This window comes from Nostoc sp. 'Peltigera membranacea cyanobiont' 210A, from assembly GCF_002246015.1.
In the GTDB taxonomy this organism is placed as follows: domain Bacteria; phylum Cyanobacteriota; class Cyanobacteriia; order Cyanobacteriales; family Nostocaceae; genus Nostoc.
This window is the reverse complement of record NZ_NOLJ01000004.1, coordinates 391,085-417,117: the sequence shown is the minus strand read 5'-3', so window position 1 is coordinate 417,117 and position 26,033 is coordinate 391,085. Positions and strand designations below refer to the sequence as shown.

General features: G+C 42.3%; 15 protein-coding genes and 1 pseudogene. 5 read left to right on the top strand and 11 right to left on the bottom strand.

The window, feature by feature from the left end:
- The first annotated feature begins 202 nt into the window (after nt 1-202).
- The gene (locus tag CDG76_RS14760; RefSeq protein ID WP_094349736.1) at nt 203-2,563 is read left to right on the top strand and encodes a filamentous hemagglutinin N-terminal domain-containing protein; all 2,361 of its coding nucleotides are present in this window, start codon (nt 203-205) and stop codon (nt 2,561-2,563) included.
- Between the two features lie 55 nt (nt 2,564-2,618).
- Here CDG76_RS14760 and CDG76_RS14755 read toward each other — a convergent pair whose 3' ends face one another.
- Nucleotides 2,619-3,650, bottom strand: a complete 1,032-nt coding sequence (locus CDG76_RS14755) for a hypothetical protein (protein WP_094349735.1) — start codon at nt 3,648-3,650, stop codon at nt 2,619-2,621.
- A gap of 162 nt (nt 3,651-3,812) precedes the next feature.
- On the opposite strand from CDG76_RS14755, the gene moaA reads away from it, so the two are divergent.
- Entirely contained in the window at nt 3,813-4,799 is a 987-nt protein-coding gene (gene moaA / locus CDG76_RS14750; RefSeq protein ID WP_094349734.1) for a GTP 3',8-cyclase MoaA, read from the top strand.
- Nucleotides 4,800-4,858: 59 nt separating this feature from the next.
- On the opposite strand, the gene rpsD is transcribed toward moaA, so the two are convergent.
- Nucleotides 4,859-5,467 carry a 30S ribosomal protein S4 gene (gene rpsD / locus CDG76_RS14745; RefSeq protein ID WP_094349733.1) on the bottom strand — a complete coding sequence of 203 codons (609 nt, stop codon included), beginning with the start codon at nt 5,465-5,467 and terminating at the stop codon, nt 4,859-4,861.
- 459 nt (nt 5,468-5,926) lie between these two features.
- On the opposite strand from rpsD, the gene CDG76_RS14740 reads away from it, so the two are divergent.
- The gene (locus tag CDG76_RS14740) at nt 5,927-6,586 is read left to right on the top strand and encodes a hypothetical protein (RefSeq protein ID WP_094349732.1); all 660 of its coding nucleotides are present in this window, start codon (nt 5,927-5,929) and stop codon (nt 6,584-6,586) included.
- 168 nt (nt 6,587-6,754) lie between these two features.
- On the opposite strand, the gene CDG76_RS36160 is transcribed toward CDG76_RS14740, so the two are convergent.
- The 3 genes from CDG76_RS36160 to hetR all read right to left on the bottom strand — a co-directional run bounded on the left by CDG76_RS36160 (nt 6,755) and on the right by hetR (nt 13,241).
- Complete coding sequence (locus tag CDG76_RS36160) at nt 6,755-11,452, bottom strand: beta strand repeat-containing protein (protein WP_143854090.1); 4,698 nt, start codon at nt 11,450-11,452, stop codon at nt 6,755-6,757.
- Nucleotides 11,453-11,595: 143 nt separating this feature from the next.
- A complete protein-coding gene (locus CDG76_RS38305; RefSeq protein WP_223265240.1) occupies nt 11,596-11,685 on the bottom strand; it encodes a TIGR03032 family protein in 90 nt (29 codons plus the stop codon).
- 656 nt (nt 11,686-12,341) lie between these two features.
- On the bottom strand, nt 12,342-13,241 hold the full coding sequence (gene hetR, locus CDG76_RS14720) for a heterocyst differentiation master regulator HetR (RefSeq protein ID WP_094349731.1): 900 nt from the start codon (nt 13,239-13,241) through the stop codon (nt 12,342-12,344).
- A gap of 180 nt (nt 13,242-13,421) precedes the next feature.
- Here hetR and CDG76_RS36155 point away from each other — a divergent pair, with 180 nt between their 5' ends.
- Complete coding sequence (locus CDG76_RS36155; RefSeq protein ID WP_143854089.1) at nt 13,422-13,628, top strand: hypothetical protein; 207 nt, start codon at nt 13,422-13,424, stop codon at nt 13,626-13,628.
- Nucleotides 13,629-15,051: 1,423 nt separating this feature from the next.
- Nucleotides 15,052-15,192 (top strand): hypothetical protein, encoded by a 141-nt coding sequence (locus CDG76_RS38300; protein WP_223265239.1) that lies wholly within the window; start codon nt 15,052-15,054, stop codon nt 15,190-15,192.
- Here CDG76_RS38300 and CDG76_RS14715 read toward each other — a convergent pair.
- The 6 genes and pseudogenes from CDG76_RS14715 to CDG76_RS14695 form a co-directional block, all read right to left on the bottom strand.
- Entirely contained in the window at nt 15,189-17,441 is a 2,253-nt protein-coding gene (locus CDG76_RS14715; protein WP_094349730.1) for a DMT family transporter, read from the bottom strand. The genes CDG76_RS38300 and CDG76_RS14715 overlap by 4 nt on opposite strands.
- Nucleotides 17,442-17,656: 215 nt before the next feature.
- Nucleotides 17,657-17,833, bottom strand: coding sequence for a hypothetical protein (locus tag CDG76_RS37315; RefSeq protein ID WP_190240855.1), 177 nt, complete (start codon nt 17,831-17,833; stop codon nt 17,657-17,659).
- A gap of 443 nt (nt 17,834-18,276) precedes the next feature.
- Nucleotides 18,277-19,555: pseudogene (locus CDG76_RS14710) on the bottom strand (inorganic phosphate transporter).
- A gap of 133 nt (nt 19,556-19,688) precedes the next feature.
- Nucleotides 19,689-20,735 (bottom strand): zinc-dependent dehydrogenase, encoded by a 1,047-nt coding sequence (locus CDG76_RS14705; RefSeq protein ID WP_094349729.1) that lies wholly within the window; start codon nt 20,733-20,735, stop codon nt 19,689-19,691.
- A gap of 161 nt (nt 20,736-20,896) precedes the next feature.
- Nucleotides 20,897-22,330: an efflux RND transporter periplasmic adaptor subunit gene (locus CDG76_RS14700; protein WP_094349728.1), complete on the bottom strand. Its 1,434-nt coding sequence runs from the start codon at nt 22,328-22,330 to the stop codon at nt 20,897-20,899.
- Nucleotides 22,331-22,424: 94 nt separating this feature from the next.
- Nucleotides 22,425-25,661, bottom strand: a complete 3,237-nt coding sequence (locus tag CDG76_RS14695; RefSeq protein WP_094349727.1) for an efflux RND transporter permease subunit — start codon at nt 25,659-25,661, stop codon at nt 22,425-22,427.
- Nucleotides 25,662-26,033: the final 372 nt, after the last annotated feature.

The window sequence follows — 26,033 nt, the reverse complement described above, 5'->3', positions numbered from 1 at the left end:
TGTATAAAATTACAATTTCATTATCTCTAATATGTATTATCAGCAGTTAAATTGATCAGAATATTTTCAGTTAGTTATTGCTTTCTTTGTCCCCTTGAATACGAGCTATTTGTAGAGGCACAAAAATCTTATGTCTCTATCGAAATGTTGTTTGCAAATAATGTTAAGTATCTGGTAGTTTTTAAAGGGATCAACATCTGATATGAGCAATCTTTGGGATTGGTGTCAAGGGCTAGGAGTTGCAATAGTTAGTTTAATGACTTTTTTTGCCAACTCTGCTATTGCCCAAATTACCCCGGATGGAACTCTACCTGAGAATTCTCGCATTATACCACAAGGCAACGTCACAATTATTGAAGGTGGAACCCTATCCCAAGATGGACACAATTTGTTCCACAGTTTTAAGGAGTTTTCCTTAATTAAGGATAGTACGGCTGACTTTCAATATTTTGGCAATGTTCAAAACATTATTAGTCGGGTAACTAGTAAGTCTATCTCTAGTATTGATGGCATCCTTAAAGTTAACGGCACAGCTAACCTCTTTTTAATTAATCCCAACGGAATTATTTTTGGCCCCAATGCTTCTTTACAAATTAGAGGTTCATTTGTAGCGAGTACGGCGAGTAGTCTGAACTTTGCTGATGGGACAAAGTTTAGTGCCAGCGATACCCAAACCGCACCCCTGTTGACAGTAAGTCTTCCCACTGGTTTACAATTCGGAGCAACTGCGGCTCCAATCCGAAATCAATCCCAAGCAAAGAATCCAGATGGCAATGGTAAAACAACTAATATCTTTGAGCGACCTGTTGGTCTACAAGTCGAGCCAGGCAAAACCTTAGCATTGATAGGCGGTGAAATAACGCTGGATGGCGGAAATTTAACAGCTGCATCGGGACGAATTGAGCTAGGAAGTGTCGCTAACAATAGTCTAGTCAGTCTGGAACCAATAAGCCAAGGCTGGAGTTTGGGATATGAAGATGTGCAAAATTTCCAAAATATTCGACTTATTCCGCGAACTGACGGTTCTGGAATTCCATCTCAGGTAGATGCTAGCGGTGAGAGTGGTGGTAGTATCCAGGTACAAGCAAAGTCCGTAGAACTGAGAGGTCATCGTATACGCTTGATAAGTCAAACTACAGGTGACAGAGGTGGTAAAGATATAACCATTAGTACTGATAAATTAATTGTTCAGGATGGCGCACAATTAGGCACTTCTACACGCGGCAAGGGCGTGGGGGGAAATTTGATTGTGAACGCTTCCGAATCTGTGGAACTGATTGGTGGCTATTCTATACCAAATAATTTTGTGTCCAGTGGTTTGTTTAGCGAAACTTTTGCTACCGCAAATGCAGGTGACATCACGATTAACACTAAGAGGTTGAGTATTCAAGCTGGGGCGCAGCTATCAGTAGCATCTACTGGAGAACGTTTACCCCCTCAATATAATGAACTTCAACCAGCAACAGGAAACGCAGGTGATTTAACTATCACAGCCTCTGAAGTCGAGCTAGTTGGAATGTCACCAACAAAGTTTCCCAGCAGTTTATGGGCTAGAACTCAAGGTTCCGGAAATGCAGGGAAAGTGACAATCGATACGGGAAAATTGATTATTCGAGATGGAGCTGCAATCAATCTGAGCAGTGAAATTCCAAAAAATGTCACTAACCCGGGGGATGCAAGTAAGTTAGGTTCCGCAGGTGAACTTAATATAACTGCTCACTCCATCCTGCTCGACGAAGGAACACTCACATCTACTAGTAAGTCGAGTCAGGGCGGTGATATTTTGCTACAGGTGCGGGACTTATTACTGATGCGCCGCAAGAGTCAAATATCCACTAATGCAGAGGGTGATAAAACTGGCGGTAATATCAGCATCAAAGCACCTAATGGCTTCCTCGTCGCCACTCCCTTCGGAAATAACGATATCACCGCCAACGGCTTCTCTGGCCCTGGTGGTAAAATCACAATCACCGCTAAGAACCTTTTTGGTTTTGTGCCTCGCACAGGTGCAGACGTAGAGAGGCTCGATCCAACAGGCGAAACAAACCCGAAGAACCTGGAAACAAGTGACATCACCGCGTTTTCTCAGCAAAACCCTTCATTAAATGGCACTGTACAAATTAACTCACCGGATGCTGACCCCAGTAAAGGATTAGTAGAACTACCCGTAAATCTGGTTGATGCTTCTCAGCAAATTGCTGCTAGTTGTAGTTCTGGTGGAAAAATAGCAAGAAATTCATTTATTACGACTGGACGTGGAGGACTAGTAGCCGATCCCACGGAGCCATTGATAGCTGATGATGCAGTATTGGCAGATTGGATCGCCCTCTCTCCAGAGAGCCAGAATGGTGCTGGCGGTATTCAGAAAAGAGCCGTTGTTCAGGCGCAGCGAAACACAGAAGAAAAATCACAGAAGGTTAATCCTGTCAATGAACCTACTCAAATTGTAGAAGCCCAAGGATGGGTAATCGATGCCAATGGGAACGTGGTTCTGGTTGCTCAAGTACCCACAGAATCGCCCCATAACTCCTCGCTCACCGCTACATCTTGCGCTGCTCATTAAAATCTGAGATATAGCGATATTTTGTAACTTTACGGTCAAGCGCAATACCTACCCCCTAACTCGTCTCCTGAATTTGCAAACGAACAGTGTGTTCAGTCGCACCACTAAGTTGCAATTCCATGATTTCACCACCCAGAGGTTCTAAGCAAGTGAGGAGCGATCGCAAGTTGGGTGTACTTGCGCCAGTATCTACATATAATCGATCTGCTAAATTACCGATCCGTTTCCAAGTCATGTACAATTTAGCGATCGTTTGTTCAATTTGCGATGCTTGATTTACCAAATCAGCAGCAATGCTCAAACAGCCGACTCTTTGCGCTTCTTCTAAGGCTGTTTCAATGTCAATATTCTCCTGTGTCAGCGCCTGAACTTGAGCCGCCCCTTTCAGATATTTCGCCAAGTTACGCGCTTCGGTAGTTACCTGTTTCAGGGTATCCACATCAGGATTGGCAGCTATTTCCTTTTGGATAAACTTTTGATGGGATTCTGGCAGTTTTTCCATTTCCTTCACCAGAGGGGCAATGTAGCGTGGGGGAAGGGTGTTATCTGCTGCTTTTTCTTTGACTGATTCGGGTAATAAATCTGAGGACATGGCTGTCCATTCATCGCTGAGTTGACGCACTTCTCGCCTAGTGATGCGATCGCCTTTTTGGGCGGCTTCACTCACCATCTGTTGCACTTCTGGGGATGCTTTGGAGGTTTCGACAAATGCCCGTTTACTGAAGTTATTCACAGATCCGGGGTCAAGTTTACCATCTTCAATTAGAGTATCGGCACTATTCGCCAGTTGAATCCAGGAGTATGCTTGACTTTTACTGATTTCCCGCTCTTTTAGCCATCGGAGAAAGCCAGTACCGCGTCCGTCACCACCCACTTTTTCTCTGTCGCGGATCGCCCGTAAAATTCGCCCCCGCCAGATTTCAGTTTGCAAATCAAAGCGATCGCATACCTGCCAAGCTATTTCTAGCTGCTGTTGAAAATCTGACTCTAGAATCTGCTCATCTTCTGGATCGGGCAGTTCAAAGCTGATATCGGCTGGCTGTAGTAAAGCAGCAGCAAGGTCGTTGATGGTGTCGGTATCTTGCACGATTGATGACTAACTAGTGGATGCGATCGGCTTATTATGCCACAATCTGTGGACTCATACTTAAGGGGGAGTACGGTATTTTGAGTTACAACAAAGATAGTAGGAAGGGGTAAACCACCTTTGTGAAGTCTTTAATTAATCAGAGACAATAAAAATAAAACGATGAACCAGGTAGACTACCTCCGCATTAGCTTAATCGATCGCTGCAATTTTCGTTGTCAGTACTGTATGCCAGAGGGAGTAGAACTGGACTATATTCTCAAGCAACAGTTATTGACTGATGAAGAACTACTCACCTTAATTCAAGAGGTATTTATTCCAGTAGGCTTTACCCGATTTCGTTTGACTGGTGGAGAACCCTTATTGCGTCCGCGTGTGGTGGATTTAGTCGGTGCGATCGCAACTTTACCCCAAACTCAAGACCTCTCAATGACGACCAACGGTTTTTTGCTGGCTCCGATGGCACAAAACCTTTACAATGCTGGTTTGCGACGAATTAATATTAGTCTTGACTCTCTCGATCCTGATATTTTTGACCAAATTATCGGTAATCAGGGGCGTTCTCGTTGGCAACAAGTTTGGCAGGGGATTCAAGCAGCCCATCAAGCCGGATTCGACCCCCTGAAGCTGAATGTGGTGGTGATTCCCGGCGTTAATGACCACGAAGTACTCGATTTAGCCGCCCTGACAATTGATAAACAGTGGCACGTTCGATTTATTGAATTTATGCCCATTGGTAATGTGCATTTATTTGGCGATCGCGGTTGGGTATCTTCAGCCGATTTACGAGAACGTATTCGCGATCGCTGGGGCTTGACAGAATCACAAGTTCGTGGTGCTGGCCCTGCTGATGTCTTTCAAATTCCTGGTGCGAAGGGGACACTGGGATTTATTAGTCAGATGTCAGAATGTTTTTGCGATCGTTGTAATCGGATGCGCCTAAGTGCTGATGGCTGGCTGCGTCCCTGTTTATTAAATGAAACTGGTCAAATAGATTTAAAAACGGCTTTGCGTTCTGGTGTCAGCACCGCTCAATTACAAGAGCAGGTTAGACATTTACTCGCAAATAAGCCAGAAATTAACTTTAAACAACGCGATTCTGGTAATTTAGGTACATACACCCGCACCATGTCGCAAATTGGCGGATAGTAATTGGTCATTTGCCCTTTGCAAATAACTAAGGACAAATGACTAAGGACAAATGACTATTACGCTTGTCGTGAGTAGTATTCCACCACAAGTAGTTCATTAACTTGTAGTGCCACCCATTCGCGCTCAATAACGCTGTTGACTTTACCAACCAACTTATTTTTGTCAAATTCCAAATGACTGGGGAGGTTGGCCAAACCGGGATATTGCAAGTTAGCTTCCACCAACTTCCGGGATTGTGCCCGATCTCTGACGGCAATTACTTCGCCAGGACGGCATTGGTAGCTGGCAATATTCACCACACGACCGTTAACAGTTACGTGACCGTGATTTACCAGTTGACGAGCTGCTGGGATAGTCGGGGCTATACCCAAGCGGAAAACGGTATTATCCAAGCGCATCTCTAGCAATTGCAGCAGCACTTGTCCGGTAGAACCAGTAACACGTCTGGCTTTCCGCACATAACGTAGCAATTGCTTTTCAGTCAAACCGTAGTTGAAGCGGAGCTTTTGCTTTTCCTCTAGACGGATAGCATATTCAGAGCGCTTCTTGCGGTTCTGGCCATGCATACCAGGTGGGTAAGCGCGTCTGGCACTTTTACGAGTTAATCCTGGTAAGTCGCCCAAGCGGCGGACAATTCTGAGGCGGGGCCCTCTATATCGGGACATGAGTTTCCTTAATCTAATCCTGTTTAAACTTTACCCAAACATTCCATTTTGACATTCCCCCGATTAAAAATCAGAGGATTCTTGGTTTTGTGAGGCTGCTTGCCTTGGTATGACGTATCCTACCAAAGTAGAGGCATCAACTTTTACGCCAGTTGCTTTAAGTCGGTACCGACATACTAGCTTCCAAGCCTGAATTCCGGCCTGTCACGCCGTACTTCTGCCAATAACTTTTTTGTGTTTATTTAGTTTTGTAGGCTACTCAATCATCAGATTGGTTTACGCAGTATTCTTACTCTGAAATACCTTTTACGTTGCCTACTTATCTTTCAAACAGCTATATTAACACAATTTTCGACATAATTAATTATGTCTATACTTTACTACCTCTGAAATTCTTGAATTACAGAGGATTTTTAAGATATTTGAGTTAGCATAACTTTGGGTGTTTGGAGAATGGCAATGTCAATGTCAATGAGCAAAAAAGTGGTTAGCAGAGTTAAGAACAAACAAGGCAGTTCCACCTCCAGGATTTTAACATTACCAGTTTTGGCTATAGCTGGATGTTTAACAATCTTGCCTAATGTGGCTGTTGCTGCCTCCTACAGGAATGATTATAGTGTCTGTGCGGGTCGCCTTTTGAGTGTGGGTGTAAACGCAGAAGCGGCATCAGAAGGTTGTGCAGCAGCATTGCGTCCAAAAGATTTGGCTGCTTGTGTGGTGAAAATTGATAAGGAAACCCAAATTGCTGCGACAGATGCGCTTTCTTCTTGTGGGAAGGCCCGGCGTCCTGAAGAGTTAGCAACCTGTGTAGTTGGTGTCAGCTTAAGTACTAAGGAAGAAGCTAATCCGACAGTTTTAGATTATTGTGGACGCAGTTTGTTACCCGTGCGCTTTGGTCAGTGTGTGGTTGGCTTGCGTAGTCAAATCGACTTTCCCGCTACTCAAGCGCTAGATACTTGTATTAGTGCTGATGATAGTGTTATCGGTGCTTCATCTTCGTCTACACCGCCAACGATAATTCCTGCGGGTTCAAGTCCAAGTTTAGAGACTACCCCATTTCCAAACCAACCAGTTGTTCCAACTCAACCAGTTGTTCCAACCCAACCGGGCACTAATTAGATTACAGTGCTTTGTGTAATTGATTGAAAATACAGGTTGAATATAGAGTGGCTATTTGCCAACCTGATTCAGGGACTACCAAAAAATAAATCATTCGATTTTAAATTTATAGCTTGGGTTTCGCTGTTGCTAAACCCAAGCTTGTATATTAAAAATAGTCAGATGGCGTTAGGCAATCACAGTAATATTTGCACTAGTAAGCGCTACCTGATTCGAGAACAGGGCTATCTGAACTTGTGCAGCGCTACCAATCCCATCTTTATCAAAGAATAGGTTCCCCGTAGATTGATCGTAGATAAAGCGATCGCCTGTTGTTGTGGCACTGGTACCAAGTCGGAACAAGCTAGGATTGAGCGTAGTATTTTGAGATTGACCCAGTGCGAATTCTGTACTGTAAATGAAGATAGTATCTTCTCCAACAGTAAAATCAGCGATCGTATCATAGCCTCCAGTACGGCTAGTAGCCAGGTTGAAGCCATCTCGCCCAGTTCCACCAGTCAATACATCTCGACCAATTCCACCAGTGAGTAGATCGTCACCTGCACCACCTAACAAGGTGTCATTACCTGAGTTACCAAAGAGGTTATCGTTGCCATCTCCTCCGCTCAAGATGTTAGCACCAGTATTTCCCGTCAGGATATTATCGAGGCTGTTACCAGTACCATTGATTGCCCCGCTTCCAGTCAGAGTCAAGTTCTCCAGGTTATTTCCCAACACCCAAGTAACCGAAGAATTGACTAAATCTATGCCTGCATCTAAGACTTCAATAACACTATCGTTCACGTTGTCTACGATATAAATATCATTGCCGACTCCACCAACAAGACTGTCAATTCCTGCACCTCCATTCAAGGTGTCATCGCCTGCACCGCCTAATAAGGTGTCATTACCTGAGTTACCAAAGAGACTATCATTGCCATCTCCTCCGCTCAAGATGTTAGCACCAGTATTTCCCGCCAAGATATTATTGAGGTTATTACCAGTACCATTGATTGCCCCGCTTCCAGTCAGGGTCAAGTTCTCTAGGTTATCTGCTAATACCCAAGTTACCGAAGACTTAACTAAATCTGTGCCTGCATTGGCGGATTCAATAATAATATCGTTCAGGTTATCTACGATGTAAGTGTCATTACCGATTCCACCAATCAGACTGTCAATCCCTGCACCTCCATCCAAGCTGTCATCACCGGAACCCCCCAACAAGGTGTCATTGCCTGCACCGCCCAATAAGGTGTCATTGGCATCTTCTCCGCTCAAGCTGTTAGCGCCAGTATTTCCCGTCAGGATGTTCTTAAGGCTGTTACCAGTACCATTGATTGCCCCGCTTCCAGTCAGGGTCAAGTTCTCTAGGTTATCTGCTAACACCCAAGTTACCGAAGACTTAACTAAATCTGTGCCTGCATTTAAGCCTTCTGTAATAGTATCGTTGAGGTTGTCTACGATGTAAGTGTCATTACCGATTCCACCAATCAGACTATCAGCTCCCGACCCTCCATCTAAGGTGTCATTACCTGCACCACCCAACAATGTGTCATTGCCGGAATCACCAAAGAGGTTATCGTTGCCAGCTTCTCCGCTCAAGCTGTTAGCGCCAGTATTTCCAATCAGGATATTATTAAGGCTGTTACCAGTACCATTGATTGCCCCACTTCCAATCAGGGTCAAGTTCTCCAGGTTATTTCCCAATACCCAACTCACTGAAGACTTGACTAAATCTGTGCCTGCATTGGCGGATTCAACAATAGTGTCACCAAGGCTGTCCACAACATAAGTGTCATTGCCTTTGCCACCGATGAGACTATCATCTCCTGTACCACCATCCAATAAATCATTTCCATCGCTGCCATCAAGGGTGTCATTATCACCTAGTCCAAGGAGTGTGTCATTGCCCTGCAATCCTGAGATGATATCCATATTCACCGTACCAGTCAGGTTATCTGCATTTGGAGTGCCATTAATCACATTGGTGGTGATTTGATTAATGGTCAAGTTGACGGTAGCAGTGCTAGTGCCTCCATGTCCATCACTTATGGTGTAAGTGAAGCTGTCTGAGCCAGAATAGTTTTGAGAAGGAGTATAAGTGTAAGTAGCATTACCGTTGTCAACTAAAGTTCCTTGGCTAGTTTGAGTGAAGCTAGTAATACTCAATACGTCAATGACATCCACATCTGTATCGTTGCTCAACAGAGTAGTAGCGTTAATGACAATAGGTGTGTTTTTGTTTGTGGTGATGCTGTCGTTAACAGCGACGGGCGCATCATTCACAGCCGTAATATTAATATTGCGGTTAACGACGGTACTATTAGCAATCCCATCACTAACTACAAAACTGACGGTACGAGGTGTAGTATTGGGGTTGTCGCTGCTGTTGGTATAAGTAAGAGAACGCAGCACGTTTTGATAATTCGCAACGCTGGAATTGCCAGTTAAGGTTAAGACACCTGTGCTGCTGTTGTAGCTGCCGGTAATCCCATTTTGGTCGGTGAAGGCGAGGGTATCTTCACCAAACACGAAACCACTGGTAATGCTGACGGTGGCACTAACTAGGTTAGCGGAGTCTACATCACTAACGGTGATGCCTGAGTCGATCGCTGTAATGGCGTTCTCAGTGTATATTAGGGCAGAGTTGGTGGCAATAGCAACGGGCGCATCATTCACCGCCGTAATATTAATATTGCGGGTAACGGCAGTACTATTAGCAGTCCCATCATTAACTAGAAAGCTGATGGTACGAGGTGTAGTAGTGGGGTTGTCGCTGCTGTTGGTATAAGTAATGGAACGCAGTGCAGTTTGATAGTTAGCAACGGTGGCACTGCCAGTTAAGGTTAAGACACCTGTGCTGCTGTTGTAGCTGCCGGTAATCCCATTTTGGTTGGTGAAGGCGATGGTATCTTCACTAGATAGGAAACCACTGGTAATGCTGACGGTGGCACTAACTAGGTTGAGGGAGTCTGCATCGCTGAGGGTGATGCCTGAGTCGATCGCTGTAATGGCGTTCTCGGTGTATATTAGGGCAGAGTTGGTGGCAGTAGCAACGGCAACATCATTCACCGCCGTAATATTAATATTGCGGGTAACGGCAGTACTATTAGCAGTGCCATCATTAACTAGAAAGCTGATGGTACGAGGTGTAGTAGTGGGGTTGTCACTGCTGTTGGTATAAGTAATGGAACGCAGTGCAGTTTGATAGTTAGCAACGGTGGCACTGCCAGTTAAGGTTAAGACACCTGTGCTGCTGTTGTAGCTGTCGGTAATCCCATTTTGGTTGGTGAAGGCGATGGTATCTTCACTAGATAGGAAACCATTGGTAATGCTGACGGTGGCACTAACTAGGTTGAGGGAGTCTACATCGCTAATAATGATGCCTGAGTCGATGGCTGTTGTGGCGTTCTCGGTGTATGCCAAAGCAGAGTTGGTGGCAATAGCAACGGGCGCATCATTCACCGCCGTAATATTAATATTGCGGGTAACGGCAGTACTATTAGCAGTGCCATCATTAACTAGAAAGCTGATGGTACGAGGTGTAGTATTGGGGTTGTCGCTGCTGTTGGTATAAGTAATGGAACGCAGTGCAGTTTGATAATTAGCAACGGTAGCACTGCCAGTTAAGGTTAAAACGCCTGTGCTGCTGTTGTAGCTGCCGGTAATCCCATTTTGGTTGGTGAAGGCGAGAATGTCTTGACCGGAGATGAAACTACTGGTAATGCTGATGATGGCATTAGCCAGGATGGGTGAGTCTACATCACTAATAATGATGCCTGAGTCGATGGCTGTTGTGGCGTTCTCGGTATATGCCAAAGCAGGGTTGGTGGCAGTAGTAACGGGTGCATCATTGACTGCCGTAATATTAATATTTCGGGTAAGGGCGATACTATCAGCAGTGCCATCATTGACGACAAAGCTGACGTTACGAGGTGTAGTAGTGGGGTTGTCACTGCTGTTGGTATAAGTAATGGAACGCAGTGCAGTTTGATAGTTAGCAATGGTAGCACTGCCAGTTAAGGTTAAAACGCCTGTGCTGCTGTTGTAGCTGCCGATAATCCCATTTTGGTTGGTGAAGGCGAGAATGTCTTGACCAGAGACGAAACTACTGGTAATGCTGACGGTGGCACTAACTAGGTTAGCGGAGTCTACATCACTAACGGTGATGCCTGAGTCGATGGCTGTTGTGGCGTTCTCGGTGTAGGCCAAGGCAGAGATAGAACCAGAGGTGATTACTGGGTTGTTGTAGCGTTGGGCATATATTCCATAGCCAGACCCGTCCTGACCAAGGCTAGTCCAGGAAATAACAAAGTCCCCATCGGCATCCATCGCTACTGTGGGTGTATTTTGATTGCTGTTGGTGTAAGTATTGATTTTGAATTCGCCCCCAACAGCGACCCCAGCACCGTTGTAGCGTTGGGCATATATCCCATTGCTAGACCCGTCTTGACCATAGCTATTCCAGGAAATAACAAAGTCCCCATCGGCATCCATCGCTACTGTGGGGTTATATTGATCGCTGTTGGTATAAGTATTGACTTTGAATTCGCCCCCAACAGCGACCCCAGCACTGTTGTAGCGTTGGGCATATATCCCCCAGCTAGACCCGTCTTGACCATAGCTATTCCAGGAAATAACAAAGTCCCCATCGGCATCCATCGCTACTGTGGGGTTATATTGAGTGCTGTTGGTGTAAGTATTGACTTTGAATTCGCCCCCAACAGCGACCCCAGCACTGTTGTAGCGTTGGGCATATATCCCGTTGCTAGACCCGTCCTGAGTATAGCTACTCCAGGAAATAACAAAGTCCCCATCGGCATCCATCGCTACTGTGGGGTTACTTTGATTGCTGTTGGTGTAAGTATTGATTTTGAATTCAGCCATGAAAAAACCTCTCTTAAAAACTAAAAATTTGATTTCAAAAATTACGCTGTGATTAGACAGATTCCTTAGTCATTAGGAATCACCGCACTAGGTCGCAACCAGTATTTCAACTCTGGTGCTGTAAATGCTTGGCGGATTTCTTTTCATTCTTGATTCAAAACCATCGGACGTTGCACACCAGAGAGAAACTGCACATCATAAAGTTCTTGACAATGGGTGGTGAACTTCAACATCCCCACCTGCTGCCCTAAATTCCTGGTTATTCTCTTCTGGGATAGTGCTGGTAGAGGTGACTAACATAAATAAGTTGAATTAAATTTCAAATTTTGTTGGGAAGATAAATAATGTTATGCTTTTGACTTGATTGATTACAAAAGCGCTTACACAAAACTAAATTCAGAGGTAGCAACAATCACTTTTCTACAAGTCAAATTAGTTGCCAATAAACAAACCTGTACCAGGAATAGCACCCAAAGGAATCACCCCGTAATAACAGGTCACACAGCTATAAAGCAAAGCTGAACCGTATCTGGCTTTGCAGACATTTTTAACTTAGTTATTTTAGAATCTCCCACTCGTAGTCCTTATGTGAGTGACTATCGTTATAATAATCACTTATCCAATAAAGAAAACCAGTATATATACTTGAGATAAATTTGGTCAGAATTTGATTGAAGAAGAATTCAGAATTCATTCTAAATTCTGTTGAATAAATAGCAATAAATAATATTTTGGGGTAACACAGATGTGCTACTCTGCTGATGATTATGATTCAAATAAATGAAAAACATGACAATACTCCTCTCCGTGTCGGAGAGGAGTTAGAAGATGTTTATTGAACTCACGTTACTGGATCGCCTTTGGGAATTTGGGATTTTGCACAATTTTGCTAGTCTTCTCTTTCACCAAAAGCCGTCTGTAAAACCACTGCAATACCACCGTCTTGGTGATATTTGTCTGCCCAGGCACGGATAACTTCATCTAATTCTTCCATAGCCTGATCCATTTTTTCTGGTAGAATATCAAGTTCTTCCAGCAAGCGCATGGCGTTTCGTCGCCGTTCTGCCCAATTTTTCATCATGCGGAAATACCGAGCGGTATCTTCCACGGTGATGTGTGTACGTTCTTCATCGTCTGTTGGGGTATAAGAAAGACGGGTAAGCGCGTAGAAAGGCATTCCCCAAGGAGAATCAATCCGTGTTACCGTTCCTGAGTAAAGCAGACGGCGCTTAATATGCTCACCCAAAGCTTCACTCAAAGGCATTTGGTGTTCGGGTGGCAAGTCTTCTTGCGATCGCTTGTGTAAAAACTCGATCAAATCCAGAAATTCAAAGGAGCTAACTAACTGAGCATCAGGTAAATTACTAGGCAGTTTCTGCTCAATTTGTCTTTTTTCTTCACTTGTCAGATTAGTACCAGGAACGCGCGATCGCCCCGGTTGCCAAGGATATTTTTCTAGCCAGACATAAGGCAATTGAATTAAATAGCGAGGTTCCTGAGAACCCAGCATTTTTAACAGTTTGCCTTCTGTTAGTGCCTGTCTGACTTCTTCTACAATAATTTTTACTCGTTTCGGCTCTAAGTGATGCAAGTGCCCTGTCATTCGCAGGTTTTGTCCCTGCTCTAGATAGGTCATGTAAATTGCACACTTTGCTGCTGTTGCGGCTGCGTCTAAGAATGCCCCATGCCTGTGCCCACTCGTCCGCATGGCACTAAAAGCCAGATAAAGCATGATCTGATCCATCGCACTGGGGTCAAGACGTTTGATCAGATCTATGTCGTTACTCATATTACAGACAATTGAATAGCACGTTTACACAATTTTTAATCGAATGAAAATAGGTAGTATACACCTGGCTGAAGGCTGTCTTTACTTCAAACTATATTAGTATGCGATAACGATGATATCGGTGGTAGCGCAAACTACCATTTTCGCATATTTCCTGGTAGAAAAGCAGAGTCGCTAGTTGTGACTATAACTGTCTTTGCATCTAACCGGAAAATTAGAGACACCACCAAATCTAGCTTAACGGCGGTTTATCTCCCAACAGTCAAATATGCTGCAATTAATCTCCAAAGCCTTTCAGATTTCTGGTCTTTTTCATATTTCAAGAGCAACAACGTCAAGCTACTTACACCTAATTATGGCACTATGCCGACTCAGAGTAAAAACTAGTTTGCGCGGTTAATCTTGGATATTTGTTACTAGAAAAAGATGCTTTTTTGCAGCTTTGGCGAATTATTTTTAGTACACAAATGACTAGAAATAATTGGGAATAGTCTCAAAACAAATCGCTTACCAGGTGTAGCCACATTTAGAGGTTGAGCTATACAGCTCTTTGTGAACTATCATCCCGTTCACAACCTCCAGTGATGTCTCGGCATTATCAGCCGTCGGTTTGAGGGAAAATAATAGACATCAAGTAGAGCAAACAATTCCAATTTCAAAATACCTGTTGTTTTTTCAAATATTGTTCCTTATCATATCACTTTTTTTTGGTTTTGAAATAAAATTATGCATTTTAAAGTTTATAAATTATGGCTATTTAAATATTTTATATTTTCCTTAAATCAAGATTTGATGATATTTTTATATCTACTTTTAAATCCAAGTTTTATTTATTCTTTTATATTGATTGTTAGACACAAAAAGCCGCGATTACTTCCGACTAAATCGCGTATGTATAAGGCTTTGTCGCTCGTGCTAATAACCGAAAGACTAGTTATTAGCTATATATATAATAAAACATCTTGGGTTAAATCTGATAATTATTTAGAGGTGGTTTTGGCATAAATTTATATTTCTTTCATGAAATAATTTTAAATTTTCATGATTTAACTAATTTATTGGCTACTTTCAAGTATGTTTTTACCTCGCTATTTTATATATTTGAGAGACTTAAATTACGTAGATACTTTGTTGCTATTAAAGCAGTACAATCCGTAGTAGGCTACGATAAAAGCTTCTTTTTATGGGTGTCTTGGCGATCGCAGATTAAGTTGACTAGTATAAAACGGCAGAAATAAAGATACCATCTTACGAAACACAATTAGTAAGTGGGTGTGAGATTTGTAGTGACTTAGTGCGGTCTGATAGACTTCCCCATTAGCGACAAATAAAACCGTTCGCGCAGCGTCTCCGTTAGGAGAAAGATAAGGACTTTAGCCTCACTACAAGACATTTCATGTAATTTACATTACTTAACATAAGTTAGTTTATTCTTGCCCGCCTACTTTGCCTCCCACGTTGAAAAAACAGGTAGTCCGACCGCCTAATATCAACAAAGTGCGTTTGGCTTGAAAAAACGAGTTACTCCAAACATTTCTGCGACTTCTCCATCTCTTAGTTCCAAAATGTGATGCAATGGTCTTAACTCCTTGCGAATCTTCTCTGTGAGCAAGTACTCGTGCTCAATTGCTGGAGTCAGTACTACTCATATTGCTTACATATACGTGTTTTCCCTAGCTGTATCAGGCTAAATCCCTAAAAATATATTACAAGTCGATTTATTCTGAATACTGCTTGCCGATCTATAAAGTGTTATCTGCACCCATACAGCATTCTGAAATCATTTGTAAAAACTTAAATCCCCGACTTCTTGGAAAAGTCGGGGATATTGTTTGTCACAGATGATTTAGAGAAGTTACAAGTGGGTGCATTAGCGTCAGGATTGATGCAGAGAGTAATGGGGAGTAAAGTAGCTCCCATCACCCTTAAGCTGATTGAACTCGCCATTTAATTCGTGGGACTAGAGGGTTTAACCTGATTTCGCATTGTTTCAAAGCTGAAAGCAGCCGCGCCAAAGGTTACAAATAACACTCCCAGAATTTGCACAATATCCAAATTTTCTTGAATGATTAACCCAGCGAAAATCACAGTTAGAACTGGGATGCTACCACCGATGAGCGCCGATCGCGAGGCACCTAGTTTACTAATACCAACATTATTGAGCAAATAACCTGCAAGGGTCAGCACACCCAAAATAAATGCGCTTAAAACCAATTCCAGCATTTTAGAGGGGTCAATTACTACCAAGTTCCAGCTGCTTGGCAAAGGTAGCATCAAACAGATAAAGCTCAACAACAGCATGGTAGTGAAGTTAATCAAAGTAAAAGTCACAGGATGCAGTTTGCTAGCACAGACTCGCGTCAGAATTATATAGGCAGCAAAAGCCACACCCGAAAGAATGGCGGTGCTGCTTCCCATTGAAGTATTACCGATACCGATGCTGGGAGAACCCCCTAAAACCAACAATTCACCGCAGCAAATCGCGGCGATCGCCGCGATGCGGAATAGAGTAGGGCGATCGCGAAACAGAAACCACGAAAATAGACCGCTAACCATTGGATAGATAAAGAACAGTGCGATCGCCATTCCGGTTGGGACTTGAGCGATCGCAATGTAGATTAGTACCTGAGATAAAAACAAAAAGCATCCACTCACAATTGACAACACCAAAATCTGCTTGGTAGCTGCATTAGCAGGCGTGGAATTTCCTCGGACTGAAGCAGACAAGGTTTCCAAGTCTTGCCACAGTCTGGGATGCAATATCGGAGACAAAAGTACCATCAGCGGTACGACTACCATAAACCGTAGCGTCAAAATTAACAGAGTATTGCCCAAAGTCGGCGGTAGCAATTGCTCTACCTCTAATACTCCAAAAATCTGGGAACCTTCATGGAAAATCACCTTGATGGCTACGTTGTAAAGCGACGATACCACTGCCGATAAGACAATCAAGAATAAACCGATTTGGAGTGTCGATAAGCCAGAAGAATTAGGCGATCGCGATTGTGGGGGTTTTGCTTCCGCCTGCGGTTCTGGCGCAGTGGTCGATGAGGATTCTGCTTTGCTTTGCGATACGTTCTTACGGCGGACAGAAAGTGGTTCAGTAGGAATCTTTAGAGAAGGTCGGATTGTTCTCGGCTGTAGTACAGCTGGGATCACAGGCTCTGATTTCGTTTCGTTTTCTGGCGATTCCTGATTGAGTACAGAAATTGGCTCGGTGGCATTGTCTTTTGATGGGGGAACTACAGCCGCAGTAGGTTCTGATGGCGTTTCCCTTGACGACAAATCCTTGCTGGGAGAAGAAATTGGATTTGCGGTGTTTTCTTTAACAATCGGCGGCTCTGATGTCGTTTCCCTTGACGACAAATCCTTGCTGGGAGAAGAAATTGGATTCGCGGTGTTTTCTTTAACAATCGGCGGCTCTGATGTCGTTTCCCTTGGTGAAAATTGATTGGAGATCGGGGAAATTGGCTCAAGGGAATTTCTTACTATTTCCTCAAACTCTGGCAGGGATGTATCAACAGAACTGTTTTTTTCTGGCTCCGTAAACTGCAAAACAGTAGGTATACCTGCTGTTGCTGATTTGCGTGAAGTTTCTTCTATAGTTTTTTCTAGTTCTCCATGCAGGCGGTTAACAAACTCCGCCAAAATCGTTTCCCCTTGCTGCTGCTGGCTATACATCCGTGACAACTGTTGGGAAAGATTACTTTGATAGTTCTTCAGCTCCTGTTGTAAGGAATTAAAGGTAACAGTAACGGTGTCATCCAGACTGTCAAACATATGTTCGACTTTTTCATTAATTTCACCTACTACATTGCTGCTGACTTCAGCAGACTTCAGCGCCGCTTGTTCGTAAGAATTGCCCTCTATGTTTTGATTAGCTAAAGTTGCCAGAGAGGATTGCAGTTGTGAAGATATATGCTTTGCCAGAACTTCTGCCAGTTGCCGAATTAACACTTGCTGCTCAGTAATTTGGCGCACTTGTTGTAAATGCTCTTTTTCCTCTACCAAGCTTTGAATCTCATCAGATAACCGATTTTTTTCTGACTGAAGCCGCTTTACGTCTTCTTGCAAGGCTCTGAGGACATTCTGCTGAAGATTTTCTAAGTCTTCAACTACAGCCCAAAGAGCATTTTCTGCTGCTCTAGATAGCTCCCCTCTGACTCTTGGGTTTTCTGGTTGCTTCTCGAATCGCCCCATTAGCTTCTAACCTCTAACACTTTGACGATAAAGCTGCTTCCCGTACACTTTATTGGCGGTCATCCTAATTTCCTGTATTTTGTCAGATAAATTAAAAATTTTAACAGCACTTCCGCATTTCAACGTAATTCTGTCATACTAGACACAAGTTAGCAAAGCATCTAAGTTTGCCACACAGCTTACTACACCGTGTTCTCTTCAGTATTGATAAGTATTTAACCATTAGATTTGGAATTTTGGTGAGGTAGCACCCGTCTTGGTGAGTCCACTTGCCGTCTTGGCGCTTTGCGTCGATGGCAAAGTGGCGAACCCGAAGGGCGATTCCCATAGTTAGCAACGCTAGAGCGTTTAAGGGATTGCCCAACCCGAAGGGATTTTGGATTGATCGCCACGCTTAGAAGTCCATTAAATAGAGACTTTTTTATTTTTGGTCAGTTTAATTTTCATAAATTATTTGCCAATGAAATTTTTACTTTTAAAGAAATCTCACTCCAAATAAATTATTTATTGTTTTGCTGCCAATAATAATTGTCAAAGATTCACAGATGCTTGTGCGTAGGCGACTCGTCGCTAGACATCCCCACCAAATTGTCTGACTTGCGAAACTAGCTGTAAATTTGTGTGGAATGTAACTGGTGTGACAGTTTATATCTCTAAAGGGAGATTAAAGTATCTTTCTGTGGAAATTCTAAGTTACGCTATCCCCTGCACAACATTCTAATGAATCAGCAGCAATTCTGCAAAAGCACGCTTTTTTTGGCGTTGTTGCAGTCTGGGTTTTGCTTTGAGTAAATTCCAATAGAGGAAAAGTTTGGAAAATATATATTAATAATTCTTAGAAGAATAAAATCTTGGCGATGCTGAAAATGGCAGCGCTAAGGGCAGCACTTACGGGGATTGTAATTAGCCATGCAGCAGCAATACCTTTTAGTGTTTGAAACTTAATCGACTTAATATTTTGCACTAGTCCAATACCAACTACACCACCGACGAGAGCGTGGGAGGTGGAGACTGGTAAACCTAGCCGAGAAGCGATGAGGATGGTGGTAGCAGTTGCCAGTTCGGCACAAAATCCACTACTAGGTTGCAAGGCAATAATGTTTTCGCCAATGGTAGCAATGACTTTTTTTCCCCAGACAGCTAAACCACCAACAATACCAGCACCACCAAGAATTAAAATCCAAAGCGGGATAGTTATACCATCGGTAGGTACGCTACCAGTGCGATTGATGTAAACGATCGCAGCTAAAGGAGCGATCGCATTTCCCACATCATTAGAACCATGAGCAAAGGCTACAAAGCAAGCGCTTAGTAGTTGGAATCGGGCGAATAATCTTTCTACGGGATTGGGGATTGGGGACTGGGGACTGGGGACTGGGAAACACTTCTTCAGTTTTTTGTAACTGTCGCCAACTAATGATTGTGAGTCCAACTGCTGCTACTGCACCGGTTAACAGGGGGATGTCGTAAGTAGGGATATTGAAACCAGTTTGCTCAATTACAAAATTGGTTAGCGGTTCAGTTAGCGATGGTAATACAATCACGCCGAAGACACCTAGCAGCAGAGTACTCAACCAGGGAATCCATTCTTGTAACTGGACTACTTGATTTGGTTGATCTAAAATCCAGTGCTTGATTTGACTATAAAATAAAGCAGCGATCGCACCACTAATTAACGGTGTCAAAATCCAGCCAATGGTGATCGAGCCAATTGATGACCAATCAATTGCATTTACTCCCAAAGCTACCCAACTAAATCCAGCGATCGCACCAACAACCGCATGAGAAGATGACACTGGTAAACCGCGTGATGTGGCAATTTGCAACCACACACCACAAGAAATTAGTACTGTTACCATCCCAGTTACGAATATTTGGGGTGTAGCTGCGAATAAGGCGGGATTAGCAATTTTCGTTGCGAGAGTTTCCGTTACCTCATGTCCAAACAACACAGCACCCGTAAACTCTAATACTCCAGCAATTATTAGTGCCTGTTTGAGGGTGACAGCCTTGGAACCTACAGAGGTTCCCATCGCATTAGCAACATCGTTTGCTCCGAGATTCCAAGCAACGTAGAAAGCTAGTAGAGCTACGAAAAGTAGGGTAATAAGCATTTTAGGGAGATGAGAGAAATGGGCAATACGGTTTGGATAAGGTTTTTTGATGACACGCCCTAGATTGTAGAGACGGCGATTTATCGCGTCTCTTGCCTTAACCGAACCGTATCGGGAGATGAGAAATTTCCTTTTACGGGTAAATTAAGATTTTATAAGTATCCGGTGTGGGTGCGATCGCAACTTCCACAGCTGCTGATAAATCTTTTAATGGATAGCGATCGCTAATCAATGCATTTACATCAATTCGCTGATTAAATACAATATCGGCTGATAAATTCTGAAGCCGATAAGATGAACTGTAACTACCTATCAAGTCAATTTCTCGACGGTAGAGGATATTCGGGTTGATGGGAATTTCCACTTCATCAGGGAATTCGGCGAAAAATAGGATTTTGCCACCTTTGCGGGTACTATCAAGCGCTTGAAAAAAGGCTTTCTCACTAGGTACAGCCAGCAAAGTTACATCAACACCTATTCCACCAGTTAAGGCAGATATTTTGGCGGGTAAATCGGGATCGCGAGCATCAAAAGCCGCCTCTGCACCGACACTTAAGGCTTTATCAATTCTAGAAGGTAGTAAATCAGTAGCGATCGCTTTTGCTCCGAAATACTTTACCAACATGATAAACATTAACCCAATTGGCCCAGCACCAGTAACTAACACAGTTTGTCCTGGGGCTATTTGAGCTTTTTTCACAGCTTTCAAGCAGCAATTAGTCGGTTCGACAAAACTCGCTTCTTCAAAACTGATGTTATCCGGGATGGGAATTAACCCACCATTTTCCACAATATGTCCAGGAACCTTGACATAATCGGCAAAACCGCCGCCACTGGCGTTAAAACCTGCGGTAGTGGAGATATTTTTGTAAACATCGCACATTGAGAAATTATCATTTAGACAGTAGGCGCAACGCATACAAGGGATGTGGTGCATCACCGCTACCCGTTGTCCAACTTGCCAACCTTTGACATTATTGCCTAATGCTGCGATCGTGCCGGCAGTTTCATGTCCAAAAATGCGCGGCGGTTCATACAGTGGATAACGAATTTTCTTAATATCTGACTGACACAATCCCACAACCTGCACCTGTACCAGCACTTCATCTGGTTCCAGAGTTGGAACTGGGATATCTTCGTAAGAAAGTTGATTAACGCCTCTAAATACCTGTGCTTTCACGTTGGTTTTTCCCCGCTCAACGATACTAGATGTAGCATTAGTGGTCAACGTTAAGCTATTTATTATCGGTTAACTTTACTTTGTTGTAACCCAAATCACGTTGCTTGCTTCCCCATTCGCAGAGCGTCCCGTAGAGATAGGGTACGCTCCGAATTCAAAATTCAATTCTTAGTCTTAGGCTTGGATGCAAGTACCTGAACCGATTTCCCATCTTGGAGAGCATCCGTAGGATTAGTAATTAACCTAACATTAGGGCTTAAACCAGAAACGACTTCAACTTCAGTACCATAATCTCGTCCAAGCTCTACGTTCTGGTATTTAACTTTCTTTTCCTTTGTTACAGTGGCTACTTGTATACCATCTGCATTAATCACTAAGGTATTAGCTGGTACTAATAAAGGTGGATTAGCACGTTCAGTCTTAAAAGTGACTTCAGCATACATCCCAGGACGCAACAGATTGTCTGAATTCTGTACTTCAATTTCAGTCAAAAGGGTATTAGAAGTAGCATCTAAAACATCAGCAGTCCGAATAACTTTACCAGAAAAAGATTTTTTCGGTAGCTCACGAACACGAACAAGCGCAGTTTGTCCAGTGTGAATTGATTGAACAAAAGCCTGGGGAACATTAATTCGGATACGTAAATTATTTGTCTGAGCAATCTTAAATAACCAGGAATTTCCACTATTATTATTACTTTCCGCAGAAATTAAAGCTCCAGTGTCTATGTTCCGAGCAGTAATTACACCCGCAAAAGGGGCAACAATTTGTTTGAATGTTTGTAAAGCAGTTATTCGTTGTAAATCTGATTTACTAACACTTTTACTTGCAATAAACGCATTAATGTTAGCCTTTTGGGAATTAATAGCTGCAAGAGCAGTATTTACACTTTCTTGATCTGAATTAACGCGAGCAAGTAAAGTATCTACATTAGCTCGACTTGCATTAAAAGCAGTTTGACGTTCATCAGCAGCTTGTGTAGTCACGGCTCCTTGCTTTTGAAGTAATTGCCAACGTTGCCAAGTTTGACGTGCTAATTCCAGGTTAGTGCGTGCTTCAGATAATTCCGCCTGTCTAGCTTTTAAATTGGCTTTTGTTTGAGAAAGATTACTTTGCTTTTGTGCTAAATCTGCCTGAACTTGAGCCAGATTTGCCTCAGATTTTGCCAATTCTGCACGAGCTTGCTGTACATCTTGGTCAGTTTCCGGTGCATCAATTATAGCTAGTAGCTGCCCCTTATTTACACGTTCGCCAATATCCACTAATTTTTTTTGTAAATAGCCACTGGTACGGGCATAAATTGTTGTTTCTTGGCTTGCTTGAATACTGCTAGGTAGAACTAATTCGGTGAAATTAGCAGCAAGTTTTGGTTTAACTACATTAACTGAAGAAACTTTTTTTGTTGTAGATTTAGCGAATGCATTTAATTCTGATCGCTGTTGTAAGCGAGGTATAATACCAAGTGCTAAAAGCCCAGTTACAACAAAAGTAGTCGTAGCAATAATGGTGATAAAATTGAAGCGACTTTTTTTATTAGTTGCCGCAATCGATGTGAGATCGGAATTATCAACTTGAGTATTTTCTTGAGTATCCATACTATAGAATTCTATTTGATTTATTGATTTATCGAAATTCTTTAATCTCCCCGACTTCTTAGAGAAGTCGGGGATCTGATTATTCACGAATAAGTTATCGATTAGCTACAGTTAATTTGATAGTAGAGGATAGTTCTTCCTCTAACTCTAAATTTTGGGGTTGTTTTCGGCGCAAAATACTGTAAATTACGGGTACAAAAATTAAAGTTGCCACTGTTGCTGCTAATAATCCACCAATTACAGCACGTCCTAAAGGAGCATTTTGTTCACCACCTTCTCCTAAACCAAGAGACATTGGTAACATCCCCATAATCATGGCCCCAGCAGTCATTAATACTGGGCGCAAACGGGTATAACCAGCAGATAAAGCCGCAGAAACTGCTTTTTCTCCTATTAGACGTTGCTCATTAGCAAAGGTGACGAGCAAAATACTATTGGCAGTAGCAACCCCAATACTCATAATTGCACCCATCAAAGAAGGTACGCTAAAAGTTGTATTAGTTACAAATAGTATCCAGACAATACCTGCTAAAGCATTTGGTAGTGCCATCATAATAATGAATGGATCAATCCAAGATTGAAAATTGACTACTATTAAGCAATAAACTAATCCAATAGCAAATATCAATCCTACTTCTAATCCTAGAAAAGATGAATTCATCGTTTCTACTTGGCCTTTTACCATAATTGAACTTCCCCGTGGTAACTTCTGCTGAAATTGCCCAACTATTTTATAAATATCGCTGGCTACACCACCTAAATCACGACCTTGAACATTGGCATAAATATTAAATACAGGCTGTACGTTGTAATGATTAACAACAGCAGGAGCTTTCCCACGTTGTACAATAGCAAGATTGCTTAAAAGTTGTGATGAGTTAGAACCGTTAGCAATAGGAGTATTCTGAATTTTTTCTAGTGAGTTAAGTTTATACTGGGGAACTTGTACTGCTATTGGATAACTGACTCCTTTGATAGGATCAAGCCAAAAATTGGGTGATGTTTGACCACTAGAACTTAATGATGTGAGTAGGTTATTGGCAACATCTCGTTGAGTTAAACCATTACGTTGTGCTTGAGAACGATCTACATTAATACGTAAGTCTGGGGCATCAACGACTTGATGTAAATGAACATCAACTGCTCCCGAAATTTGAGCTATTTGGGTTTTGATTTGTTTGGCAATCTTGTAATTATCTCGACGATTCTTAGCTGGGCCTATGACCTGAATATCAATAGGGGCTGGTAAACCGAAATTTAGAATTTGAGTTACTATATCCGCAGGTTGGAAAAAGAAGGTTAATTCAGGAAAATGGGCAGTTAATTTTTGGCGTAGTTGTCTAACATATTGCCAAGTTGAATGATGTTTACCTTCTTTAAGACCGACAAGAATTTCTCCATCACCTGCGCCGATGGTTGCTGTATCACTAAAAGCCAGGTTGACTCCACCTACAGGTAAACCAATATTGTCAAGAATAATTTCTAATTCTTCCTCAGGAATAACCCGACGAATCTGATTTTCAACTTGAGTAAACATCTGTTCTGTCTTTTCAAGTCGTGTTCCCGCAGGAGCGCGGACATGCAACCGAAACTGACCTGCATCTACTTGCGGGAAAAAGTCTTGACCGACAAAAGGTAGTAAAACTAAAGCGCTTACCCAAAAAGCACCAAACATCGCAAAAACTACACCGCGATAATTTAGAGCTTTGGCTAAAGTATTTCGATAGTTTTGGCGAAATTTCTCAAATTGGCGGTTAAACTGCTCATGAATTCGCCAGAAAATATCTTTTTTAGGAATTACATGACCATTACCGTTATTCCCTAAATTTTCATGTTCAGTATAAAGATGTAGTTCCTTCGCAAGCAAAAATTTTGCCAACATTGGTACTACTGTCCGCGACAGTAGATAGGAGGCAAGCATCGCAAAAACAACCGCCATTCCTAAAGGCATAAATAGCGATTGTGCTACTCCTGTTAAAAAGACAATTGGGATAAAAACAATACAGATTGCCAATGTTGAAACGAAAGCCGGAACAGCTATTTGTTGTGCGCCATCTAAAATAGCTTGTTGCAGAGGTTTTCCTTGTCCCAAATTCCGATGGATATTTTCAATTTCTACTGTGGCATCATCAACTAAAATTCCAACTGCTAGAGATAGACCTCCCAAGGTCATAATATTTAGAGTCTGTCCTATCAATCGCAGAGCAATGATAGAACAAAGAATTGATAAAGGTATGGAGATTGCCACAATTAAAGTGCTACGCCAACTGCCTAAGAATAATAAAATCATCGCCGCAGTTAAACAAGCTGCAATCAATCCTTCGATTAATACTCCGTGGATGGAAGCTTTAACAAATATAGATTGATCAAATAAGATTTCTAAATTTAATTCTTTGGGTAATGTAGCTTGAATTTTTGGTAGTCTTTCTTTGACTCTAGCTACAACATCTAAAGTTGAAGCACTACCACTTTTGAGAATAGTTAATAAACTAGAACGTCGCCCATCTCGACGAACAATATTATTCTGCACTGCAAAACCATCATGAACTTGGGCAACATCACGTATATAAATTACAGTGCCGTTAATTTGTTTAATAGGTAAATTATTTAACGCGTCTAAGACTTGGGGACTGCTATTAAGCCGAACACTATACTCGCGATCGCCTAATTTAGCATTCCCCCCAGGTAAGATAAGATTTTGGGCGCTGATTGCGGTTGTGACATCTGTAGCTGAAAGACCTTTGGCAAATAGTGCCTGCGGGTCAATATCTACCATAATTTGCCGAGGTTTACCTCCATAAGGTAATGGTACAGATGCACCTTGAACAGTCGCTAGCTGAGTCCGCAGAAAATTATTGCCGTTATCGTAAAGTTCTTGCTCTGATAGGGATGTGCTGCTAACACTTAGCTGAAGAATGGGCACATTAGAGGCATTGTAACGAATAATTAAAGGCGGTGTAATTCCTGGAGGTAAACCTCGGAGAATTGTTTGAGTATTAGAGGTAAGTTGAGCTACTGCTGCTTCAATTTTTGCTCCTGGCTGGAAGAAAACTTTAATGACGCTAACACCATTGAGTGATTGCGATTCGATGTGTTCAATATCATTAACAGTGGTTGTAAAAGAGCGTTCACTTGCTGTAACGATACGCTGTTCCATTTCTTCTGGTGAGACACCACTATAAGACCAAATTACACTGACAACGGGAATATTAATTTCTGGAAAAATGTCCGTTGCCATGCGTGTAATAGTAACTACTCCTAAGACAAAAATAAGTATGGAAGTAATTACAAAGGTGTAGGGACGACGAAGAGCAAGTTTAACAATCCACATTATTTTTTAGTTTAAATTATTCTTTCTTCTTCAATCAGGGCGATTTACACTAAAGGAAATTATTATTTAAATTTTAGTTATTCATTGCTAATTGCCAAATGAATATTTGCTGAATGCCTTCATTTGCAATCAGTTAGATTTAAAAGCATTAATAATTGTTAGTACGCTAAATCGATGGATTTACAGTATTTTATGTGAAATTATCTTTGCATACAGATGTGTAAAATGCAAGACCCTGTACCTCACCAAGACAAATATGTAATATTTCATACGTAATTGCGGTAGTACATTTTCAGGGTTTGTAGTCAGGACTTTAGTGCTTAGAAAAGTCTTCTTAAACTTGACAAAAGCTGATTTCTAGAGGTGAATTAT